Genomic DNA, 21,842 nt, shown 5'->3' on the forward strand with positions numbered 1-21,842 from the left:
GGATAATGTTAGTGTAACTATGCGTTAGGAAGACTAACCAAATTTTCGGGGTGACGTGAATAGGGAGGTTCAAGAGCGCATGGGTGAGGAGCACACCACGCTGACCAGCACGGATGGCGAACCGACGTCGGGTTACTGGTACACCCGCGGCGCCCGCGAGATCGAACCTGTGGACGTGCTCAACCTGCTGCGACGCTACCGGGAGGCCGAACGGCGCATGCGCGCCCGCACCCGGGACAGCATGGGGATGGGAGAGACCCACCTGTCAGCCCTGCGTTACCTGCTGCGGGCCGACCGACGCGGCCACAAGGTCCGTCAGCGGGATCTGGCCAGCGCCCTGGAGATCACCCCGGCCTCCGCCAGCGCCCTGGTGGACCGACTGGTCCGAGACGGCTACGCCCGACGGGCACCCCACCCACAGGACCGCCGATCCGTGGTGGTGGAGCCGACGGCCAAGACGGACCACGAGGTCCGCGCCACCCTGGGCGCCATGCACCGCAGTATGCTCGCCGCGGTGGAGGGCCTCACCCCGGCCGAGCTCGCCGGCGCGGCCGCGTTCCTGCGGGCCCTGATCCGCAGCGTGGAGGAGCATGACGAGGACGAGGCGGACCAGCCCGCGTGAGGAACAGACTCAGCGGAACAGGTCCCAGACGCTGAACGTGGTGCGCTTGTAGACCGCGTTGTAGGCGGCGCGCTTCGGATCGCGCACCCACCCCATGCCCGGCCGGCCGTCCTCGCGGCCGGCACCCGTGCACCGCACCCGCCAACCCCAGGAGCTGACATGAGCACCGCACCCACCCCTTCTTCCTCCGACGACGCCCCCGCCGTCCTCGTCGAGACGCGGCCCGGCGTCGTGCGGCTGACGCTGAACCGGCCCGCGAAGGGCAACGCGCTCGGACTGACGATGGCGCGCGAGGTGCTCGCGGCGATCGCCGCGGCCGAGGCGGACGAGTCCGTGCACGTGCTCACGCTGACCGGCGCCGGGCGGATCTTCTGCGGCGGCGGGGACGTCCAGGCCATGGCTGCCGCGCCTGCCGGGCCGGAGCGGCGCGCGATGATCCAGGAACTCGGCGAGGCGGCGGGCGAGGTCGCGGTGGCGCTGACGGGCTCACGCCTGCTGGTGCTGGCCGGCGTCAACGGGACGGCCGCCGGGGCGGGGCTCGGGCTCATGCTGGGCGGCGACGTCGTGCTGGTGCGCGAGGATGCGCAGCTGGTGACGGCGTTCTCCGCGCTCGGGATGACACCGGACACAGGCGTGTCCTACTGGCTGCCGCGGGTGCTCGGGCCGGTGCGCGCGACGCAGCTGCTGCTCGGCGGTCGGCGCCTGAACGGGACCGAGGCCGTGGGGTGGGGCCTGGCGACCGAGGCGGCGGCCGGCGACGCGTTCGCGGCACGTCTGGCGGAGCTCGAGGACGAACTGGTGGCCGGTCCGGCGCACACCTATGGGCCGACCAAGGCGCTGACGCGCGGGGCCGACGTCGAGGCGCTGCGCGCGCACGTGCGGCAGGAGGCCGCGTCGATCGCGGCGGCGTCCGAGCATCCGGAGGCCGTGCGGCGGGTGGAGGCCTTCGCGGGCCGGTGAGAGGTGGGCGGCGGCGCGGGCCGTGAGTGGCCAGGCCGGCGGCGCGTGTTCAGCGGGCCGACCCCGGCCGGGTCCGCGAGGGCGTGGAGGTCACTTGAACATCTTCAGGACGTCACCCAGGCCGACCGTGGTGCGCCGGTAGACGGCGTTGTAGGCGGCGCGCTTCGGATCGCGCAGCCAGCCCATCCCCTTGCGGCCGTAGCCGGGGATGACCTTGCGCTTGATCGCGCGCTTGGCGCGGCCCGTGGTGCGGGCCTTGATGGACTTCTTCAGGCTGGGCTTGCGGAGACCGATCTTCATGGGGCGAGCGTACTGGGTGGGGTGGACGGGGTGAGGGGGTCAGGTCAGCGGACACCGGATCCGCAGCACCTGGCCGGGGTGGAGGACTGTGCTCAGCGTGGGCCCGTTCAGGCTGGGCAGCTGAGCGAGCGGCACGCCGGTGGCGCGGGAGATCGCGGACCAGCCGCCCGGGACGGCGTAGGCCACCGCGATCCCGCTCAGCGTCTGCCCCGCCTGGACGGTCACGGTCCGGGCGCCGGTGGCGCGGTCCGCCGCGAGGCGCACCAGCTGCGCGTCGACGCTCAGGCCCTGGGCGCGGGGGTGGATCCGGTCCGCGCGGAAGTCGGTGACGTACCGCGAGGCCGCCTCCCAGTCCGTCACCGCCACCCGGCCCGGGTAGCGGGCAGCGAGGTCGCGCATGGCCTGCTCAGTGAAGGCCCTCCAGGCGACCGGCCCGGACGCGGTGACCAGCACGAGCTCCCGATCCGGGCCGACCAGGTCCATGGCCTGGCGGGCCTGGGCGGCGGCCGTGCCGCCGGTGTTCACGCCCAGACCGAGCACGACGATGTCCCTCAGCCGGCCGGCGGCCTTGAGCTGCCCGAGGCGGGTGAGGCCCTCGGCGAAGGTGCGGTCCTCCTTAGCGTCCACGGTGATCCCCGGCATCTCCAGGTTCATCAGCGAGGTGGATCCCAGTGCGCTCGAGTCCCCGACGACGGTCACGCGTGGCCCCTGCGCCGAGACCGGCATGGGGCCGGAGTAGGTGGTCCCGGTCCGTGCGGTGGCCGCCGTGTGGATGGAGGAGGCCGGAACCACGATCGCCTGCCCCGCGGCGGAGGGGCATCGTGGACGTGGCACCGTTGGCGGCCAGCAGGCCGGCGAGCGTCACGCCCAGGCGCGGGGCCTGGAACGCCCACGTGTCCCCTGCCTCGGCCAGATAGGTGCCGGTGCGCAGGCCGTGGAGGCGGTCACCACCGTAGACGTGGGCTCGGGGGTCGTGACGGCGGCGGCCGGCGTGGCCGTCAGGCGCCGGCGAGGAGCGAGGCCAGCGCGCGGACGGCGAGGAGACGGACAGGGCGGCGAACGGTCATGGTCGTGTTCTCGCTGACGAGGCCGCGATCCGACGCGAGTGTAGGGCGGGCTCACCATCGCGCGGCCGCCACCGCCTGGGGCCATCCACCGAACCGGGTGGCCACGGTGATGTAGCTAGGCGCTCCATTGGCGGCCTGCCAGGACGTGTAGAGCGTGCTGGAACTCGACCCGGTCTCAGTCAGGAAACGCCGCATCCACTCGGTGAGCTGCTCGTCGCTGTACCCGGTGTTCTTCCTGGCGTTGGGCAGTCCCCCGGCGGCGGCCACCAGGTCGCCCCACTGCAGACCCGCGCGGCGCTGCAGGGTGGTCGCGCTGGGGCACCGGTGCTCCTTGGCCCACGCCGAGTACCGTCCCGACGACAGCGTCGGCCCGAGGTCTTCGATGGCCCGCCGCACGACATCGATTGCCGACGCGGCGTCGTCGCCCTCGTCGGTCTTGGCCTTCCACTGCCGCCGCTCGAAGACCCCACCGGTCACCCCAGGGATGAGCTCCCGGGTGGCGGCCATGCGCAGAGCCGTGTGGCGGAGGTTCTCGAAGGACACGTCCAGACGGTTGCGGATCAACGCATCCGACGGCATGCCCTCCCGCTCTTGAAGCCACGCCACGAACTCGAGATGGGTGACGGGGCCGTCCGGTGCCGAGAATGCCTCCACGGCCGCAGCCCACAGATCGTCGGTCGTGTATCTGGACTCCCGTGGCACCGGTTCCGCCTGACGGATTCCAGCGGCGGCGAGTGCTGCGTTCCACCGACCGAATCGGATGGCGACGGTTTGGTGGCCGGGGACTCCCCGAGTCTTGGCCCACGCGGTATAACCGGCCGCCGTCGCCTGCCCGGTCTCGGCGTGGAACTGCCGCAGGAGGTCGAGCAGTTCCTCCTCCGTGGCTCGCAGTGCCGTGGTCCGGCGCCGTGGGTTGGCGCGGTGCAGGTCTGCGCGCTTGCCGAGCAGCTCAGCGACCCGGTGCTGAGGGACACCGAATTCCCGGGCCGCCACCTCCAGGCCCACCCCGCGGTTCCCCTCGGACCAGGCCAGCAGGCCGGCCCGGAGCAGGCTACGTTCCTCCTGCGCCACGATCCGCCGATACTCCTTCAGCTCCGGGACGGTGAACTCGGACTTCCTGTTGATGATCTGTCGGACCGCCTCGCGGGTGAGACCCCACTTCTTCCCGATCGCGTTCAACGTGACGCCCTGGGCGTAGTCCACGACCATGCTGGTACTCCGGTCCACCGGAGCGACGGCGGCCCGTTTCACCATTCCCTCGATCAGCCGACGGCGTGCGGCTGTGAGCGTCACAGCGCGAACCTCTCGAGAGCGCGCTCCACCAGACGGACCGTCCGCGCCTCGATGTCAGCTGAGCTCCACGCCTCCTTCTCGGCGAGCTCGGCGTTGAGGGCGAGGCCGTTCCGGTACCCGATGGCCCGCCCCTGATGGTCGATCCGGTCCCGCTTCCGCAGGAAGGTCTGGTTGCCGAGAGTGGAGTTGAAGCCGGTGATGGTGAGGTTGCCGAGCGTGTGCACGAACCGGTTCTGCGTCTCCGCCGCCGCTTCCGGTCCTCCCAATGCGTCCACCCATTCCTGGGGCAGGTTCTCCCCTTGCGGGAGGATGTGCTCAATCGTCCAGACGAACGTCTTGCCGGACTGTGCCCACAGGTCCACCCGGGTCTCCTTCGTCATCGCGTCCTCGGCGAGCGTGGCCAACAGGAAGCGGGTGACGTCACGGTTTTCCTCGTACACGGGGCCTTCCAGCCGCTCACGGAAGGTCGCGTCGCTGGCCGAGGCAGCCACGAGTGACCCGCGCACGATGGTGAGCAGCCGATCGGGCTCGCCGGCGGCCACCTGGTCGATCACGTCCATGAACAGGCGCGGGAGTGCGTAGGTCGCAGGAAAGCCGGTCAGATTGCGTCGCACGAAGAAGCTGACCAGCAGGCGGGCGACGGCGGCCAGATCCTCCTCACTCCAGCCCGCCTTCTCCTGGCGCACCAGGAGCCACATCACCAGCACGTAGGAGGGAGCGGCCTGGGCCCGGCGCAGGGCTGTCAGCTCCTGGTCGAGGCTGGTCGGCTCATCCACATCCCCGCCTCCCGCGATGCGCCCGTACACCTGGGCGGCACGCTCCAAGGAGCGCACAGTCCCCTCGAGGTCCTGGTCCAGAAGAGTCTCGTAGATGCGGATGAGATTCTTCCTCGTGGCGACGGGCGCCAGCTTGACCGGGGGCAGGTCGCCCCGGAAGGCATTGTAGAAATGGCGGAGAAACCTCTCGTGGGTGGCGTAGGAGTCCCCGAGGTGGGCAAGGGTGTCGCTCCACAGCTCGAAGGCCTCCTCCACCTCCATCCCAGCCCGGTGTTCCGCTCGCGCCAGGAAGCTGTTCTTGATCAGGTCCACCGGGGTGAGGGGGACGCCCCGGTTGTTGAGGGACTCGAAGAGCACGAACGCGTCGGCCGCACTGGCGACCTCGATGTTCACAATCAGCGCCCGCCGGGCCGCCGCCAGGACCGAGAGCGCCGTCGTGCTCAACGACTCCCCGCGCTCCTCAGCGAGCTCGGTGATGGCGGCGCGGAAGAACCAGAACGCCTTCGCCACCTTCCGCGAGGGGTAGTACGCCTTCTTCTCGGACTTCACGGGCAGCCCGGCGTCCGCGAGCATCGCTTGGTAGTCGGCGCGGTTGGCACCCTGGACCTGGGGGGTCAGCCGAGGCGCCTTCGCCTCGTCTCGGACAAGTTCCCGGCGCAGCGTCATCCGCTCGAAGCGGGCGTCCTCGTCCAGATCCTCGGCGTCCTGCAGATGCGAGTGGACGGCCGCCAGCAGGATGGTCAGGGTGGTCAGGCGCTGCTGACCGTCGATGACCTCCAGAACGGGGCCGCTGAGGGAGTCCTTGGTCCGGCTGAGGGTGATGATGGTTCCCAGGAAGTGCTCGTCCTCTGACTCCACCAGGTCGGCGAAGAGGGCCTCCCACTGCGCTCGGTGCCAGGAGTATTCACGCTGGTAGGGCGGGACGACGTAGTGGGCCTTCGTCTGGCTGCTGAACAGCTCATGCACGTGACGCGGCTCGGCGGAGTTGATCATGTTGTGAATGCTATGTGACCGGTCTGCAGCGCGGTGGTGTGGCGTCCCTGCGCTTTCTCATCCGCCCGCTAGGTGTTGTGGGTCATGAGGTTCTTGCCACGAGGCGCCGGCTGAGATGAGACGAGTGGGCCTCTCCCGCAGGATGGAAGTTCCTCAACAACCCACCTGCCCGAAAAGACCCACTCATGACTCACGCTAACGCACCCCTGACCCCCACTGGCCGTCTCAGGATGGTCCACCGCCACCTGCACGACGGGATCCCGCAGGCACACGTGGCCGCCGAGTTCCGGGTGAGCCGGCCCACGGTGGCCACCTGGGTCGCCCGCTACCGCGCCCAGGGAGAAGCCGGCCTTCAGGACCTGCCCAGCCGGCCGCACCGTTCACCTGCCCAGCTCGATCCGGTCCTGGTCGCCCAGATCCACGCCCTGCGGCGGGAGCGCAAGTGGTCCGCACGGCGCATCCATCACCACCTCGTCTCCGAGGGCCACCAGCTGTGCTTGCGCACCGTGGGACGGTGGCTGCACCGACTCGGGATCTCCCGCCTACGGGACCTGACCCCGGCCGGAGAAGACCTGCGCCAACGACCCCAGAAGATCACCGCGAGAGGGCCGGGGCACATGGTGCACCTGGATGTGAAGAAGATCGGGAAGATCCCTGACGGGGGCGGCTGGCGTGCTCACGGACGTGAAAGTGAAGCAGGCCGTGCTTCCAAGCGTGGTGCAGGCCGGCGGGTCGGGTACACCTATCTGCACTCGGCGATCGACGGGTACACCCGCCTGGCCTACACCGAAGCGTTGGAGGACGAGAAGGCGGTGACCACGATCGGGTTCTTCTGCCGGGCGAGGGCGTTCTTCGCCGCCCACGGCATCACCGTGGACCGGGTGATCACGGACAACGGGAACAACTACCGGGCCGTGGACTTCACCGCGAAGGTGGTCTCGCTCGGGGGCCGGCACCACCGGATCCGCCCCTACACCCCGCGCCATAACGGGAAGGTCGAACGGTACAACCGGCTGATGGTCGATGAGGTCCTCTACGCCCGCCCCTACACCTCAGAGCAAGCTCGGCGTGAGGCCCTGGCGGTGTGGGTGAACCACTACAACTACCATCGGCCTCATACCTCCTGCGGAGACGCTCCTCCGGCCTCGTTGGCACCGGCCCGAGTCAACAACGTCATGCCCTCCTACAGCTAGGATCGAGGGACTGACCATGTCCGGGGCAGATCCCTGAATCGGACGTCACGCCTCACCGGCGAGGAGATCGCATGTCACTGCCTGACGCTCGATGGCATGTGGTCTCGCCGTCCCCGTTCGAGCATGAGCAGCAGGGCCTGGACATTCTCCGCGAGGTCCTGCCGGACGAGTCCCCGTTCCAGGTCTGGACGAACTTCGAGTTCCCGGACGAGGACGGCCAGTGGCATGAGGTCGACGCCCTCGTGCTGGCCCGGACGAAGTTCATCCTGGTCGAGCTGAAGTATTACTCGGGTGTGCTGCGCGGCACCGGGCTGCGCTGGGAACGCCCCGGTCACTCCCCGCAGCGCTCGCCCCTCGCCCTGGCCAAGAAGAAGGCGGAGCGCTTCCGTTCCCTGTTGGAGCGCACGATCGAGAGCAAGATGCCCGGTGCCGGCCGCCAGCGGATCGTCCCCTACGTGGACTACGCGGTGTTCCTGCATCATGACCGGTTCCGGAACGAGATGGCCCCGCAGGACTCCGGGCGTCTCTTCGGCCTGCCGCACAACGAGACCGCCTCGAACCTCCCGTCGATCGAGCACCTGGTGCTCGCCCCGGCAACTGATCGCTTCCCGTTGATCGGCGAGCCTCGCGAGCAGGTCCTCGTCGCGCTCATGGAGCATCTGAACCTGGCGGACGCACGCCAGCCGGAGGTCGGTTCCTGGCTGCTGGAGGAGCGGCTCGGCGAGCCGACACCAGACGGCCAGGACTGGCTCGCGTCCCACCGGTTCCAGGAACGGCACTTCGCCCGCATCCGCTTCCAGCAGCCTCGCGAGGGCGCCCCGTCCTCGGATTTGGCCCGGGTCCGGGAGGCCGCCCGTCGGGAGTTCGATCTGACCCGTGCGCTGCATCATGAGGGTCTGCTGACAGCCTCAGACCGGGTGGACAACGAACTCGGCGTGGGGCTCGTCTTCCCCTACGACGAGTCCCTGGCGCCCCTGCCGCTGTGGCTGGAGTCCCGCGCGGCCACGCTCTCGCAGCAGAACCGGCTCGATCTGCTGCGCCAGCTCGCGGAAACCCTCGAGTACGTCCATAGCAACGGAATCGTCCACCGGGCCCTGTCCCCGGAGGCGCTGTGGGTGAAGACGCCGAAGCAGGGTGAGCCGCGGATCCTCGTGGCCGATTGGCAGCTGGCCGGGGTCGCGGACCGGGACAAGGTGGATCACGCCGCCTCCCTGACCCAGCTGTCCACGCAGTTCGGGACCACCGTCCGCTCCACGGAGGAGCTGGCGCCGACGAGCGGGGCGCTGTTCCGCGCGCCGGAGGATGCCCGGCGGGTGAGCAGCCTCGGCAGGTACAAGCTGGACGTCTTCAGCGTGGGCGCCCTGGCCGCGTACCTCCTCACCGGGGCCCCGGCGGCGAACACGGTGGCCGAGCTGCATGAGCATCTGGCCACGCACCAGGGCCTGGACGTCTCCGTCGCGTTGCCGTCGGTGCCGGAGCCGGTGCGTCAGGCGATTCTGCACGCCACGGACCCCCGCCCCACGGCACGCACGGCCACACTCAATGACTTCCTGGCCGGTCTCACTGAGGCACAGGCCACGGCCCCGCAGCCGGCATCTCCGGCCCTTGATCCTCTCGAGGCCGCCCCCGGGCAGGCGCTGGACTCGCGGTTCACCCTCGTGCGGCGACTGGGCAAGGGGTCCACGGCCGTCGGCCTGCTGGTCGACGACGCCCAGACCGGCTCGCGGCAGGTCCTCAAGGTGGCCCTGGATGACGAGGCCGCCACGCGGCTGGACGACGAGGCCCAGGTGCTGCGGCTGCTGCCGCTGCACAAGCGGCTGGTACGTCTGCTGGACGGCCCCTTCGATGTGGGCGGGCGCCGAGCGCTGCTGCTGACCTCGGCGGGCACTCGGACGCTCTCCGAGGTATTGCGTGAGCGGCAGCGGCTTTCCTTGGACCACCTCGAGCGGTTCGGCTCGGAGCTGCTGGAGGCCGCGCAGGCACTGGACGCGGCGGGCCTGCGGCACCGGGACGTGAAACCTGCCAACATCGGCGTGGTTCGCACGCCCAAGCACGGCGAGCATCTGGTGCTCTTCGACTTCTCCCTGGCCCGGGCCCGTTCCACAGATGTCCGCGCCGGCACTCCGCCGTATCTGGACCCGTTCTTGGAGCAGGGCGGGCGCACCGGTTACGACTCGGCTGCGGAGCTCTACGCCGTGGCTGTGGTGCTCTATGAGATGGCCTCGGGTCAGAAGCCATTCTATGGGGACCCGGAAGCCAACCCGGCCGCGGTGCGGGATGACCTCACCGTCCCGGACGGCATCTTCGACCCTTCCCTGCAGGCACCGCTGAGCGCGCTGTTCGAGCGTGCGCTCGCCCGCGATGCGCAGGCCCGCTTCCACACCGTGGCAGAGCTCGCAGCGGCGTGGGAAGCCCTGTTCCGGAACGATGCCGACCCCGTTACGGCCCAGGACGCCGAGACGCTCGCCGCGCGGGCCACGCTGGAGACGCCGCTGAGCGAAGCCGGTCTGTCCGCCCGGGGCCTCTCCGCGCTGGAGGCGATCAAGGTCACCGCGGGTCCGGGCGGTGTGGCGGTCGAGCCGCATGACGTGCGTACCGTGCGCGACCTTGTACTGGTGGACCCGATCAAGCTCAACAGCCTCGCCGGCTCCACCACGGAGACCCGGGCGGAGGTGCGGGCCCGTGCCAAGCAGTGGCGCGCGGCGTTCAAGAAAGAGCTGATGCGGCAGGCGACGCAGGTGCCGCAGGGGACGCTGCCGACCCCGCTCGATGCCGCTGAGTTGCTCCTGCGTCACGCTGGGGCAGCCCACGCGGAGGGCGTGCGGGCGCAGCTGCGGCTCGTGCTCGGCCTGGACGGTGAGGTCCCGGCGCTCTCCACGCACGCGGTCCTCGCCGACGCCCGCGGGGTCACCCCTGGCTTGGTCCCCCAGCTGTTCGGCCGGGCTCAGCAGGCGTGGACGGACGTCGCAGAGACCCGTTCGCTCCTGGACTCCCTGGACGGGGCGTTGCGCGCGGCCGTGGCCGAGCGCGGTGGCGTGTCCACGCCGGACGAGCTGACCTCCGCCCTGGAGCAGACCCTCTCCCCTGCCACGCCGGCGGAGGTGCGTGATGCCGAACCGCGTCGCATCGTGCAGGGCCTGCTGTGGCTCCTGCTGGATCGCGAGCGCGCGGCGGCGCGCGGCGAGGCGGACGTCCCCGCGCTCGTCCAGCGTCGGCGCGAGGGGCGCGTGGTGGCGGTTGCCGAGATGCCGGTGCTGCTGGACGTGGCCGAGACCCTGGGCGCGGCCGCCGAGGCGGCTGTGGACGGCGCCGGTGACCCGGAGTCCGCACTGGTGCCGGCCGACCTCGTGCAGACCCGCGTGGCGGCCGTGCTGGACGCCGTCGACGGCCTGCCGGAGGCCCTGCGCTCGTGGCGCCGCGCCGCCGCCCTGGCCGCGCATGTCTCGGCCACCACGTGCCTCTCGGCCGCCGGCGAATGGCACCATCGACTGCTGGCTCCTGCCACGGCTGCCCATCATGCCTTGCAGGGTGCGAGCGGGACCGTGCAGCTCAGTCGGGAGCGCGCGGCCGAACGCGTGGGCGCCCGCTTCCCCGCACTGTCCCCGCTGCCCCGGGACGCGGCACTGGACAGGGTGCTGGCTGAAGCCGAGCTCGGCCTGGTCTTCGATGAGGATCTCGGCCCGCAGGGCGCCTACCGTTCCCGCCAGACACTCGCACCGACCACCGGCTTCGCCACCCGAGCCGAGACGCGCCTGGTGGAACACCAGCGTCCACTTTCGGAGCTCGGGGTGGAGGGCCAGAGGCTGCTCGATTCCCAGCGCAACCGTTCCTATCTGGCCCTCGGGGTGCCGGCGCAACGTCTGGCGCGACTGGAGTCCGCCCTCGTGCGGCGCTTCCATGCCGAGCCGCTGGATCTGACGGACCTCTTCATCCGGCTGCTCAAGGACCAGGCAGCGGCACACCCGAAGATGACGTGGGACCACGTGACAGCTGCGGACGCCGAGCCAGACGGCTCCCGCCCGGCCCAGGGCCTGAACGTGCTGGTGCGGAACCTGCTGCCGGAGCTGGAGCAGCACCTGTCCCGCACCATCGGCGATCCCGGCCGTGCCGCTTCCCCGGTGTTGCTCACCGGGGCGGCCGTTCTGGCCCGCTATGGGCACCTGGGTGTGCTCGCCCGGTGGGCGGATCTGGCGGAGTACCGGGCCCGGCCGGTCTGGCTGGTGGTGCCGCAGGTGGCCGGCAATGTGGGCCCGCGCCTGGACGGTGTGTCCGTCCCGAAGAACACCCCGGGGCAGTACGTCCCGCTCACCCCGGAATGGATCGACGGCTTGGCCGCCCTCATGGCGGCGCAGCCCCTCACGGAGGAGTCCCGCACATGATCGACGCCGCCACCCTCACCAAGGATCTGCGTGCCCTCGTGCTGGAAGTGGAGGAGGACCTGCGCGGTGTGCTGCAGTCCCGGCCGGAGGAGGACGCGGCCTGGAAGAGCAAGCATGGGATCCTCGTGAAGGAGGAGCAGACCGCGCTCTCCTGGACGGAGTTCCGGGACGGGCGCATCACTCAGGTGGCGGTGGCCTGGGTGCTCGCCACCGTGTTCGTGCGCTTCGTGGAGGACAATTCCCTGGTGGCCCCGGTGTGGCTCGCCGGCCCCACGGAGGGCCGCCGCCAGGAGGCCCAGGACGCGCAGTTGGCGTACTTCCGGCAGCACCCGGAGCACACGGGCCGCGAGTGGATCCGTCAGGCGATCCGACATTTGGAGACGCTTCCGGCCACCCGTGCGCTCGTCCAGGATTCGGCGCATCTACACCTGCCGATCTCGGGGCGCATGGCAGACCGGATCATCGCGTTCTGGCGCGAGGACGACCCGGCCGGGGGCCTGGTGCGGGACTTCACGGACGACCGCCTGGACACCCGCTTCCTGGGGGACCTCTACCAGGATCTCTCGGAGTACGCGCAGAAGACCTTCGCGCTGAAGCAGACCCCCGTGTTCGTGGAGGAGTTCATCCTGGACCGCACCCTGGAGCCGGCCCTTGCGGAACGTCCGCTCGAGGGCTTCCGGGTGATCGACCCGACGTGCGGCTCGGGCCACTTCCTGCTCGGCGCCTTCGACCGCGTGGCCGACCGTTGGGCGGCAGCGGGCGCCACGGCCGACGAAGCGGTGGATCGCGCCCTGGAATCCGTGGTGGGGGTGGACATCAACCCGTTCGCCACCGCCATCGCCCGGTTCCGCCTGGCCGTCGCCGCCCTGCAGCGGGCCGGGGAGACAAGCCTGGAGACTGCGACGCCGCGCCACGTTCGGGTGCTCACGGGCGACTCGTTGCTTCATGGCCGGCAGCGCCCGGGCACGGGCGAGTCCTTCGACGCCGTGGACCTGCAGCTCGGCGGCTTCTTCGCCTCGCCGGAAGAGATCGACGAGCTGCGCGAGGCCCTGCGCAGCGGCTCCTATGACGCGGTGGTCGGCAATCCGCCGTACATCACGGTGAAGGACAAGGCGCTCAACCAGCTCTACCGCCGGCTCTACCCGGCGACGACGAAGGGCAGCTACGCGCTCTCCGCCCCGTTCCTGGAGCGGTTCTTCGACCTGGCGCGCCCGGAGAGCGCGACGACCCCGGCGGGATGGACGGGGCAGATCACGGCGAACTCCTTCATGAAGCGCGAGTTCGGCACCCCGGTGGTGGAGAAGTTCCTGCCCACCAAGGACCTCGAACTCGTGATCGATACCTCGGGCGCCTATATTCCCGGGCACGGGACGCCCACGGTCATCCTGGTGGGGCGGAACGCTGCCCCCGAGGGCGAGACGGTCCGTGCGGTGCTGGGCATCCAGGGCGAGCCCGGCCGGCCCACGGAGGCATCCGAGGGCAAGGTGTGGCGTGCCATCGCCGGTCACGTGGACGAGCCGGGCTACGAGGACCCGTGGGTCTCCGTGATCGACGTCCCCCGCGCTTCCCTCGCCACGCACCCGTGGAGCCTGCAGGGCGGCTCCGCACCCCAGGCGATGGCGACGCTCGACGAAAAAGCACACGCCACACTGGGAAGCCTCAACCCCGATATTGGCCTTAGCGTCAAAAGCGGGATGGATGGCGCTTATTTCGCTGGCATCGACGTGTTCCGGCGCAGGGGATTTGAAACCGAGCAGGTCGCCGTCGTCATCGGAGAAGATGTGCGGGACTTCTCCCTCATCAATAATCTCCGCACCTTCTTCCCCTACTCGGCGGACGGCACACGACGCGATCCTTCGGAAGCCGCGCGACGTTACCTGTGGCCGAACCGTGCCCACCTGACGAACCAGCGCGACTTCGGAAAGGTGAAGTCGGAGCGCGGATTGGAGTGGTTCGAGCCCTCCATGTTCTTCGCCCGGAGATACACGGCCCCGCTGTCCATCGCGTTCGCGTTCGTGGCGACCCACAACCACTTCGTGCTGGACCGCGGCGGGAAGGTCTTCAACCGTTCCGCGCCGGTCATCAAGCTGCCGGCCGGCGCCACCGAGGACGACCACTTCGCGCTGCTCGGCGTGCTCAACTCCTCCGTGGCGTGCTTCTGGCTCAAGCAGAACAGCTACCCCAAAGGTGGCGATCCCGTTGGGGATAGTGGCGCCCGCGTCTCGCAGCTCCCATGGGCCGACCGCTATGAGTTCACCAGCACCACACTCAAGGACTTCCCTCTGCCGGCGCAGATGCCGGCCGATCGCGCCCGCCGTCTTGACGCGCTGGCCGGAGAGCGGGCCGCCCTCACGCCCGCTGCCCTTGCAGAGCGCGCGGTGCCCACCGCTGACGCTCTGGCCACCGCTGAGGCCGAGTACGACCGCGTGACGCGTCAGATGATCGCGGAGCAGGAGGAGCTCGACTGGAAGAACTATGCCGCCTACGGCTTCACCTCAGAGCCTCTGACGTTCACCGGTGAGCTGCCGCAGGTCCGTCTCGGCGAGCGTGCGTTCGAGATTGCCCTGGCGCGCCGTGTCGCCGCCGGGGAGGCCACCTCGGAGTGGTTCACCCGCCATGGGTCCACGCCCATCACCGAAGTCCCCGAGCACTGGCCGGCCGACTACCGGGCCCTTGTCCAGCAGCGCCTGGAGCTCATCGAGGCGGACCGCTCCCTGAACCTCCTGGAGCGGCCCGAGTACAAGCGACGCTGGGCGGCGGAGCCGTGGGACAAGCAGGTGGACGCGGCGCTGCGCACCTGGCTGCTGGACCGCCTGGACGTGCCCGAGCTGTGGCGGGACCGCGCCGGGCGCCCTACCCCGCGCTCGATCGCCCAGCTCGCCGACCCCCTGGGCCGGGACGCCGACTTCATGGCCGTGCTGCGCCTCTGGTCCGGCGCGGAGGACATCTCCACCGTCAAGGAGCTCACCCGCCTGCTCACCGACGAAGCCGTCCCGTACCTCGCCGCCCTCCGCTTCACGGAGTCCGGCCTGCGCAAGTTCCGTGCCTGGCAGCACACGTGGGACCTCCAGCGTCGGCAGGACGCCGGTGAGGACGTCGGCCACATCCCGGCCCCGCCCACCTACAGCCAGGCGGACACCCGCAAGGCCACGTGGTGGAAGCACCGCGGCAAGCTCGACGTGCCCAAGGAGCGGTTCATCCTCTACCCGGACGCCGGCCGCGAGGGCGACCCCACCCTCCTGCTCGGCTGGGCCGGCTGGGACCACGCGCAGCAGGCCCTGGCCCTGAACCGGATCGTAGACGAGCGCCTCGCCGAGGACGCGTCTGCCGAACGTCTCGTGCCGCTGGTGGCCGGCCTCGCCGAGCTCCAGCCCTGGGTTGAGCAGTGGCACGCCGAGGAGGACCCGGCCTTCGGCCTGCCGCTGGCCGAATTCACCCGCGGCACGCTCGAGGAGTACCGCCGCGAGCTCGGTGTCACCGCCGCCCAGCTCGAAGCATGGCGGCCCGCCCCCACCGGCCGCGGCGGCCGGAGGAAGAGGACCTGACGCGCCGCCGTCGAGCCCTCACCATCGCGCCGCCCCCTGCCCGCCCGCTGAAAGGAGCCTCCGCATGACCGACCTCCTGAAGGACCTCCTGGACATCCCCGCCACCACCGGCGCCGAGGACTACGTCCTGCGCCTCACCGACTCGGTGGGCGAGCGCTCCCGGTCCGCGCTGAAGGACTACGTGGTCACCGAAGACATCGCCGCGGCCTTCGACCAGGCCCTCGGCCTCGTCTCCGACGCCCTCGCCGAGAACACGAGCCGCGCCGCCTTCCTCGTCGGCACCTTCGGCTCCGGCAAGTCCCACTTCATGGCCGTGATGCACGCCCTGCTGCGGCAGGACCCGCAGGCCCGCAGCATCCCCGAGCTTGGACCGGTGCTCCACCGCCACGACCCCGCCCTGCGGGAGCGCAAGATCCTGCCCCTCGTGTTCCACATGCTCGGCCGGACCTCCTTCGAGGAGGCGATCTATGGCGGCTATCTCACCCAGGTGAGGGCTCTCCACCCCGACGCCCCGCTGCCTGCCCTGCACGCCACGGACCAGGTGCTCCAGGATGCGGACACCTACCGTCAGGACCTCGGTGACGCCAAGTTCTTCGCCCGCCTCAACGGCAGAGCCACTGACGTGGACGAGGACCCGGACGACCCCTGGGGCTCCGTGGTGGAGGGTGAGCAGTGGAACGCCGTCCGCTACGCTCAGGCCCGCGCCGCCGCCCCGGAGAACCCCCTGCGCCAAGAACTCGTCACCGCACTGACGCGCACCCTGTTCACCTCGTACACCAAGCAAGCGGACCACGTCCCCCTCGACACCGGCCTGCGGGTGATCTCCGAGCACGCCAAGTCCCTCGGCTACGACGCCGTCACCCTCTTTTTGGACGAGCTCGTGCTCTGGCTCGCCTTCGCCGCGACCGACGTCGGCTTCTTCCGCCGCGAGACCCAGAAGCTGACCCAGCTGGTCGAGGCCAATGACGCCCGACGCGCCGTGCCGATCATCTCCTTCGTCGCCCGCCAGATGGACCTCAAGCAGTGGTTCGCCGACGCCGGTGCCTCCGGCAACGAGCAGGCCGCCTTGGACCAGGCCTTCGCCCACCAGTCCGGCCGTTTCGCCGAGATCCCCCTCGGCGACGACAACCTGCCCTACGTAGCCCACCGGCGCCTGCTGGCCCCCAAGGACGACGACGCCGCGGCCCGCCTCGAGGACGCGTTCCGTGCCATCAAGGACGAATCCGGCGCCGGCTGGAACGTCCTCCTGGACGGGGTGAACACGGACGAGCGACACCGCGGCGCGGACGAAGCGGCCTTCCGTCTCACCTACCCCTTCTCCCCCGCGCTGATCTCCACCCTGCGCAGCCTCGCCTCCTCCATGCAGCGCGAGCGCACCGCCTTGAAGGTGATGAAACAGATGCTCGTCGACCGGCGCGACCGGCTCACCGTGGACGAACTGATCCCCGTCGGCGACGCCTACCCCTATCTGGTGGAGGGCCAGAAGCCGCTTGATGCCACCGCCCAGGCCCTCTTCTCCTCCGCCCAGAACCTGTGGGCGCAGAAGTGGGAGCCGCTGCTGCGCTCCAAGCACGGGCTCACCCCCGAGCAGGCGTCCGCCCCAGACGAGAACGTCCCCGTCGGGTACCGCACGGACCGCCGCCTCGCCCGTACCCTGCTGCTCTCCGCGATCGCCCCCAAGGTGCCTGCTCTGCGGGATCTCACGCCCGCTCGGCTCGCCGCGCTCAACCACGGCAGCATCGTGGCGCCGCTGCCCGGCAAGGAGGCGCAGATCGTCCTCGGCAAGGTCAAGGAATGGGCCCAGCAGATCCCTGAGATCCACGTCGATGGGGACGGCCGCAGCCCGATCATTCGCCTGCGACTGGCCGAAGTGGACTACGAGAAGGTTGTCGAGCGTGCCCGTGCGGAGGACAACCCCGGCCGGCGCCGCGAGCTGATCCAGCAGACCCTCCTCGAACTGCTCGGGGTGGACGCGACCGCGCGGGAGAACCTCTTCAACACCAAGAGCGTGCCCGTTACGTGGCGCGGCTCCGCGCGCGAGGTTGACCTGGTGTTCGGCAACGTCCGGGAGGCCTCGTGGCTGCCGGACGACGTGTTCGAAGAGCGACCCGGCACGTGGCGGCTCGTGATCGACCACCCCTTCGACGAGGTCGGCCACACCACGGCCGAAGACCTCGCACGAGTTGAGCAGCTGCGGTCGTCGTCCCGCGAACGTCAGACGGTCGTGTGGGTGCCGGCCTTCCTCTCCGAGGAACGTCTGCGGGACCTCAGCCGGCTCGTGATCCTCGACTGGCTCTTCGAGGGGGTCGGCGACCGCTGGGACCAGCACTCGGACCACCTCAACGAGAACGACCGGCGCATCGCCCGTGCCATGCTCGAGGGCCAGCGCGACGCCCTGCGTGATTCGCTGCGGCTGACCCTCGAGCAGGCCTACGGCATCGCCCAGCCCTCCACCGGGGCCCTTGAGGCCGGTACCGCCGAGCACAAGATGCTCACGAGCCTGCACCGGGGCTTTGCCGACACCGAGCTCACGGAGCCCAGCTTCTCCACCGCGTTCAGCGCGCTCGTGGACCGCATGTTCTCCTTCAGCCACCCGGACCACCCGAGATTCGAACCGGGCGACCAGCCCGTGACCGTCCGGCAGCTCACGCACGTGTACCAGCACATGGAGCGGGCGATGGCGGACCCGGACCGGCGCGTCACCCTCGGCGACGGCGCCGCTGACGTCCGCCGCATCGCTGAACCACTGCGCGTGGGCAAGACCGCCGAAACCGTGTTCCTCTTCGGCAGCAACCAGTTCGCCTTCTGGAACGGTGTGATCTCCCGCGCGAGCGGCGACCGCGCCCAGGACGCCGAGGAGCGGCTCACCGTCGCCACCCTGCGGTCCTGGATCGGCACCGCTGACCCGGACTGGGGCCTCAGCAGGGAACTCGAGAACCTGATCATCCTCGGCTGGGCCCTGCAGCATCAGCGCTCCTGGTACATGGGCGGGGCCGCCATGGCCGCCCCCGACGTGCACAAGGTGCACGACGCGATGGAACTGCGCCAGCAGCCGATGCCCACCCCGGAAGAGTGGGCCCGCACCGTCGAGACGGCAGGCATCCTGTTCGGCACCCGCGTCAATCCGTACCTGACCGGCCCCGCCATGACCGAGATGACGGGCCTGGTCAACGACGCCGCGGCCGATGCCCTGCCCGCCACGCAGGCCCTGGCCACCGCGCTCACGGCCGCCCGCGCCCAGGCGCCGGCTGAGCTCGGTCTCCGGGAAGACGCCGACCGCGAGCGCCTCGCCCACCTGGCCGTCGACCTGCTCGGCCGCTGGTCCCGGCTGGGCGGCAAGGCCCTTGTCGAGTCGCTCGCAGCCGTCCGCGACAGTGTTGACCCGGTGCACCTCAGCACCAGCATCGGTACCCAGGCCGCGGACGTGGCCCGAGCCGTCAAGGCTGTGCGGTGGAAGCCGATGAGTGATGCCGTCGGCAAGGGCACGGACGAGGCCCGTCAGCTGGCCCAGGACGTGCGCCGCGTCTGGCACGCCAGCCAGCACGAGGTGCACCTGCCCCAGGTGCTCCCCGGCCTGGAGGAGCGCGCCTACGACCTGGCCGTGAGCGGGGACGGTCCTGCTCCGGGACCGACGCCGCCTGCCGTCGTCCCGGAGCCACTGACCAACCCGGAGCAGATCTCCCTGCCCTCGGTCCGCCAGGGCGCAGCGACCGGACGCGGCCGCCTCGGGCTCACCGACGCACTGCAGCGGGCCCGGACTGCGGCCGAGGCGGTCCTGGATGAGCACCCGGACGCGAATGTGGAGATCACCTGGCGGGTGGTCGAATGACCCGCTCGACCCGGCGTGGCACGGCCGGACGCATCACCGGGGCCGCCGTGCGCTCCGTGATCGCGGACGCTCAACGCCAGGGATACGCCCCGTCGGAGGACACCCCGGCCGTCGTCGGGATCTACGCGGACCCCGCCGGCGTGGCTGAACTCGGGGACGTCGTCGTGGACGGCGCGGCCGTCACCGTGCTGCCGGCCGCGTCCACCCTGGCCGCGCTCGACCAGGTCCACCACGCGCCGCGCGGCAGCTGGAGCGCCCTGGTAACGAACCGGCCCGAGGAGGATCTCGGCGTCGGCGTGCTGAGCGCCCTGGTCGGCGGTGTCCTGCGCACCCCTGACCTCTGGGAGACCGTCCGCACCGACTTCGCGGCCACCGGCCTCGAACCCGCCCTCTACGGGGTGCCCGAGTCCATGTCCGTCGCCCTCGGCATCCTCCAGGTCACCCCGGACGGCGGCTGGCCCGTCGTCCCCGGTGGCGCCCTTACCCGGGATCACGCCCTCGGCGCCGTCGCACGGGCCCACCTGGGGCTGCCACAGCGGTCTCTGGACCTCGCCGGGCTGCTGTCCTGGTCCGTGAGGCCGGGCCTGACCACGTCCATCGCCCGGCTCCGTGAGACCGGCACCCAGGCCCTGGCCGACGTCGTGCTCACGTGGATCTCCGACCAGGCCGGTGACCCACGCCTGGCCCAGCTCGTCCGGCGCCTGCTGCTGGACGGCACCCCGGACCTGCTGGTGCCCCTCGGACTTGTCCTTGACGTGCTCGTGCCCCGCGCCGACCGGGCCGGGACGACGTCGGCCGGAGACGTCGACCGGCTCAACGCGGTGCTCGCCGTGCGTGGTGTGCCCAGCCGGTCGCTGACGCGCTGGGCCGACGCGGCCCTCGACGAGATCGAGCGCCTCCTGGGCTCGGAGGACGCCTCCACCGCCAGCGAGGCACTGCTCGCCGCCGAGGCGCTGCTCGACCGGATCGGCGCCACGGACGCGGCCCTGCAGTCTGCCGTGCTGCCCACCGGGCTCCGTCACCGGCAACGCCTCGTGGCAGAGGCCGTCGCCGCGGCCACGACGGTGCCGGCGGGCTACGACGGGACTCCTGCCGAACTGCACGCCGCTGCCTCCGCCGGCCTCGACGCGGTGGAACGCGCCTGGTCCTGGCTGGGCAGCCACCGGCTGGTCGGCGTCGCATCCGCCCACGTTCCCGCCGTACGGCATCTTCCCGTGCTCGAGTCGGCCGTCCGGCTCACCCGATGGCTCGCCGCCGAGCGGCCCGAGCCCACCGGTCTCGCGGCCCTGGCGCTCCGCCAGGCGGGTGAGAGCGCCTGGGTGGACGCGGCCGTCGCCCGCGCCCACCGCGGTGTGACGGACACCGCCCTCTCCCACGCGCTCGATTCCGTCCTGGCCGCCGTGCGCACCGTCCGCGACGCCGAGGACCGCGCCTTCGCGCTCGCGTGGGCGGCGCAGACTCCGCACGACCTCGCCACGGACACCGGATACGGCACGGCGCCGGATGCGGTGGGCCTGATCGAGCACACCGTCCGCGACCATGTGGTCCCCTTGGCCCGGCATGCACCTGTGCTCGTGCTCCTGGTGGACGGCATGAGCACGGGGGTGGCCACGGTGCTGATCGATGCCCTCCTCGCGGAGGCCGGGGCGTCTTGGGACGAGGCCCTCCTGCCCGGCCTCACCCGCCGGCACGCCGCCGTGGCCGCCCTGCCCACCCTGACCGAGGTCAGCCGCACCGCGTTCTTCACGGGCACGGTCCAGCGCGGCGGGCAAGCCCAGGAAAAAGCCGGCTTCGCCGCGCTCATGGACGCCGCCGGACTCGGCGCCACGGAGCTCTTCCACAAGGCCGAGCTCCAGAGCGCCCCGGATGCCCGCACCTTCTCGGACGAGGTGGCCTTCGCACTGCAGGACGTCGACGGGCACCGTGTGGTGGCCGCCGTCCTCAACTCGATCGATGACGCCCTGGACAAGTCCGACCCCGGCGGCACCGATTGGACGCCGGACGCCGTCCGCCACCTGCGGGACCTGCTCGACGCCGCCCGCATGGCCGGCCGGGCGGTGCTCCTCACCTCGGACCACGGCCACGTGGTGGAGCGCCGGGCGGGAACTCTCCGCTCCACCCCCGACGCCACGAGCGCACGGTCTCGCGGCCCGGTGCCTCCTCCGCATGAGGACGAAGTCCTGGTGACCGGTCCGCGCGTCGCCGGCGGCTCCGCCGTGCTGCCGAGCTCGGAGCGCCTGCGATACACCGCTCTCAAGGCCGGCTATCACGGGGGTGCGACCCCTGCCGAGGCCGTCGTGCCCGTTGCCGTACTGGTGCCGGACTCGGCCAAACACCTGCTGACGGCGGGTTCGGACAGCGGCCTGCGGGTGGCGCCCCCGCAGCACCCTGCGTGGTGGGCCGGCTCAACACATGTCCCGGTGCCCCCGCCTGAGGCGGTGACGGGGCCCGTGCCGCCCGCGGTGCACGAGCCGACCCCGGCGGCGCCCCCGGCGACCGCCGGGGCCGTCTCCCCGGAGGCCGGCACCACACCCGTCAGTGCCCCGGCATCCGCCGCCGTAGAGGACGCGGGACTGGGCGCCGCCGTCGTGGCCAGCCCGGTATTCCAGGACCAGCGTGAGACCGCCGGTGCCGTCCTGCTGGCAGACGCCGCCGTCGCGGCCGCCGTGTCCGCCCTGGACGCCGCACCCGGTCAGCGGCTGCCGCTCGCCGAACTCGGTGCGGTCATGGGAGTGCCCCGCTCCATGGCCGGCGGAGCCTTCGCCCAGCTCACCATGCTCCTCAATGTGGAGGGGTACCCCGTGGTGAGCACTGTTCCCGGAGCCGTGCGTCTGGACCGAGCGCTGTTGCGCGAACAGTTCGAGCTGGACTGATCAGGAGGAAGG

12 protein-coding genes are annotated in these 21,842 nt (G+C 71.0%); 7 read left to right on the forward strand and 5 right to left on the reverse strand.

Annotated elements, in window-relative coordinates; translation table 11 throughout:
* Window positions 1-79: 79 nt before the first annotated feature.
* Window positions 80-622 (forward strand): MarR family winged helix-turn-helix transcriptional regulator, encoded by a 543-nt coding sequence (locus tag B1A86_RS09700; protein WP_002857975.1) that lies wholly within the window; start codon window positions 80-82, stop codon window positions 620-622.
* A gap of 9 nt (window positions 623-631) precedes the next feature.
* Here the strand turns inward: B1A86_RS09700 and B1A86_RS11815 are convergent, their stop codons facing one another.
* Window positions 632-760, reverse strand: coding sequence for a hypothetical protein (locus tag B1A86_RS11815; protein ID WP_255351296.1), 129 nt, complete (start codon window positions 758-760; stop codon window positions 632-634).
* A 21-nt stretch (window positions 761-781) separates the two neighbouring features.
* Here B1A86_RS11815 and B1A86_RS09705 point away from each other — a divergent pair, with 21 nt between their 5' ends.
* Window positions 782-1,582, forward strand: a complete 801-nt coding sequence (locus B1A86_RS09705) for an enoyl-CoA hydratase/isomerase family protein (protein WP_078025493.1) — start codon at window positions 782-784, stop codon at window positions 1,580-1,582.
* A 90-nt stretch (window positions 1,583-1,672) separates the two neighbouring features.
* Here B1A86_RS09705 and B1A86_RS09710 read toward each other — a convergent pair whose 3' ends face one another.
* The 4 genes from B1A86_RS09710 to B1A86_RS09725 all read right to left on the reverse strand — a co-directional run bounded on the left by B1A86_RS09710 (window position 1,673) and on the right by B1A86_RS09725 (window position 6,011).
* Window positions 1,673-1,882, reverse strand: a complete 210-nt coding sequence (locus B1A86_RS09710; protein ID WP_002857973.1) for a hypothetical protein — start codon at window positions 1,880-1,882, stop codon at window positions 1,673-1,675.
* Between the two features lie 39 nt (window positions 1,883-1,921).
* Window positions 1,922-2,581, reverse strand: a complete 660-nt coding sequence (locus B1A86_RS09715; protein WP_168196737.1) for a LysM peptidoglycan-binding domain-containing protein — start codon at window positions 2,579-2,581, stop codon at window positions 1,922-1,924.
* 419 nt (window positions 2,582-3,000) lie between these two features.
* Complete coding sequence (locus B1A86_RS09720; RefSeq protein WP_078025491.1) at window positions 3,001-4,242, reverse strand: homing endonuclease associated repeat-containing protein; 1,242 nt, start codon at window positions 4,240-4,242, stop codon at window positions 3,001-3,003.
* Window positions 4,239-6,011, reverse strand: coding sequence for a DUF262 domain-containing protein (locus tag B1A86_RS09725; RefSeq protein WP_078025490.1), 1,773 nt, complete (start codon window positions 6,009-6,011; stop codon window positions 4,239-4,241). Before B1A86_RS09725 ends, B1A86_RS09720 begins: the two co-directional genes overlap by 4 nt.
* 185 nt (window positions 6,012-6,196) lie before the next feature.
* On the opposite strand from B1A86_RS09725, the gene B1A86_RS09730 reads away from it, so the two are divergent.
* The 5 genes from B1A86_RS09730 (at window position 6,197) to pglZ (ending at window position 21,830) form a co-directional block, all read left to right on the forward strand.
* Complete coding sequence (locus B1A86_RS09730; RefSeq protein WP_138976817.1) at window positions 6,197-7,204, forward strand: IS481 family transposase; 1,008 nt, start codon at window positions 6,197-6,199, stop codon at window positions 7,202-7,204.
* Between the two features lie 71 nt (window positions 7,205-7,275).
* The gene (gene pglW / locus B1A86_RS09735) at window positions 7,276-11,583 is read left to right on the forward strand and encodes a BREX system serine/threonine kinase PglW (protein ID WP_138976818.1); all 4,308 of its coding nucleotides are present in this window, start codon (window positions 7,276-7,278) and stop codon (window positions 11,581-11,583) included.
* Complete coding sequence (gene pglX / locus B1A86_RS09740; RefSeq protein WP_078026245.1) at window positions 11,580-15,128, forward strand: BREX-2 system adenine-specific DNA-methyltransferase PglX; 3,549 nt, start codon at window positions 11,580-11,582, stop codon at window positions 15,126-15,128. The genes pglW and pglX overlap by 4 nt, the downstream gene beginning before the upstream one ends.
* A 64-nt stretch (window positions 15,129-15,192) precedes the next feature.
* Window positions 15,193-18,957: a hypothetical protein gene (locus tag B1A86_RS09745; RefSeq protein WP_078026244.1), complete on the forward strand. Its 3,765-nt coding sequence runs from the start codon at window positions 15,193-15,195 to the stop codon at window positions 18,955-18,957.
* Window positions 18,954-21,830 (forward strand): BREX-2 system phosphatase PglZ, encoded by a 2,877-nt coding sequence (gene pglZ / locus B1A86_RS09750; RefSeq protein WP_078026243.1) that lies wholly within the window; start codon window positions 18,954-18,956, stop codon window positions 21,828-21,830. Before B1A86_RS09745 ends, pglZ begins: the two co-directional genes overlap by 4 nt.
* The last annotated feature ends 12 nt before the right edge of the window (window positions 21,831-21,842 follow it).

Source organism: Micrococcus sp. KBS0714 (genome assembly GCF_002008305.4).
GTDB lineage: Bacteria > Actinomycetota > Actinomycetes > Actinomycetales > Micrococcaceae > Micrococcus > Micrococcus luteus.

What these genes read in the sequence shown, in the direction of transcription:
- B1A86_RS09700 (WP_002857975.1), top strand. Translation starts at nt 80, where the DNA reads ATGGGTGAGGAGCACACCACGCTGACCAGCACGGATGGCGAACCGACG.
- B1A86_RS09705 (WP_078025493.1), top strand. Translation starts at nt 782, where the DNA reads ATGAGCACCGCACCCACCCCTTCTTCCTCCGACGACGCCCCCGCCGTC.
- B1A86_RS09710 (WP_002857973.1), bottom strand. Translation starts at nt 1,882, where the DNA reads ATGAAGATCGGTCTCCGCAAGCCCAGCCTGAAGAAGTCCATCAAGGCC.
- B1A86_RS09725 (WP_078025490.1), bottom strand. Translation starts at nt 6,011, where the DNA reads ATGATCAACTCCGCCGAGCCGCGTCACGTGCATGAGCTGTTCAGCAGC.
- B1A86_RS09730 (WP_138976817.1), top strand. Translation starts at nt 6,197, where the DNA reads ATGACTCACGCTAACGCACCCCTGACCCCCACTGGCCGTCTCAGGATG.
- pglW (WP_138976818.1), top strand. Translation starts at nt 7,276, where the DNA reads ATGTCACTGCCTGACGCTCGATGGCATGTGGTCTCGCCGTCCCCGTTC.
- pglX (WP_078026245.1), top strand. Translation starts at nt 11,580, where the DNA reads ATGATCGACGCCGCCACCCTCACCAAGGATCTGCGTGCCCTCGTGCTG.
- B1A86_RS09745 (WP_078026244.1), top strand. Translation starts at nt 15,193, where the DNA reads ATGACCGACCTCCTGAAGGACCTCCTGGACATCCCCGCCACCACCGGC.
- pglZ (WP_078026243.1), top strand. Translation starts at nt 18,954, where the DNA reads ATGACCCGCTCGACCCGGCGTGGCACGGCCGGACGCATCACCGGGGCC.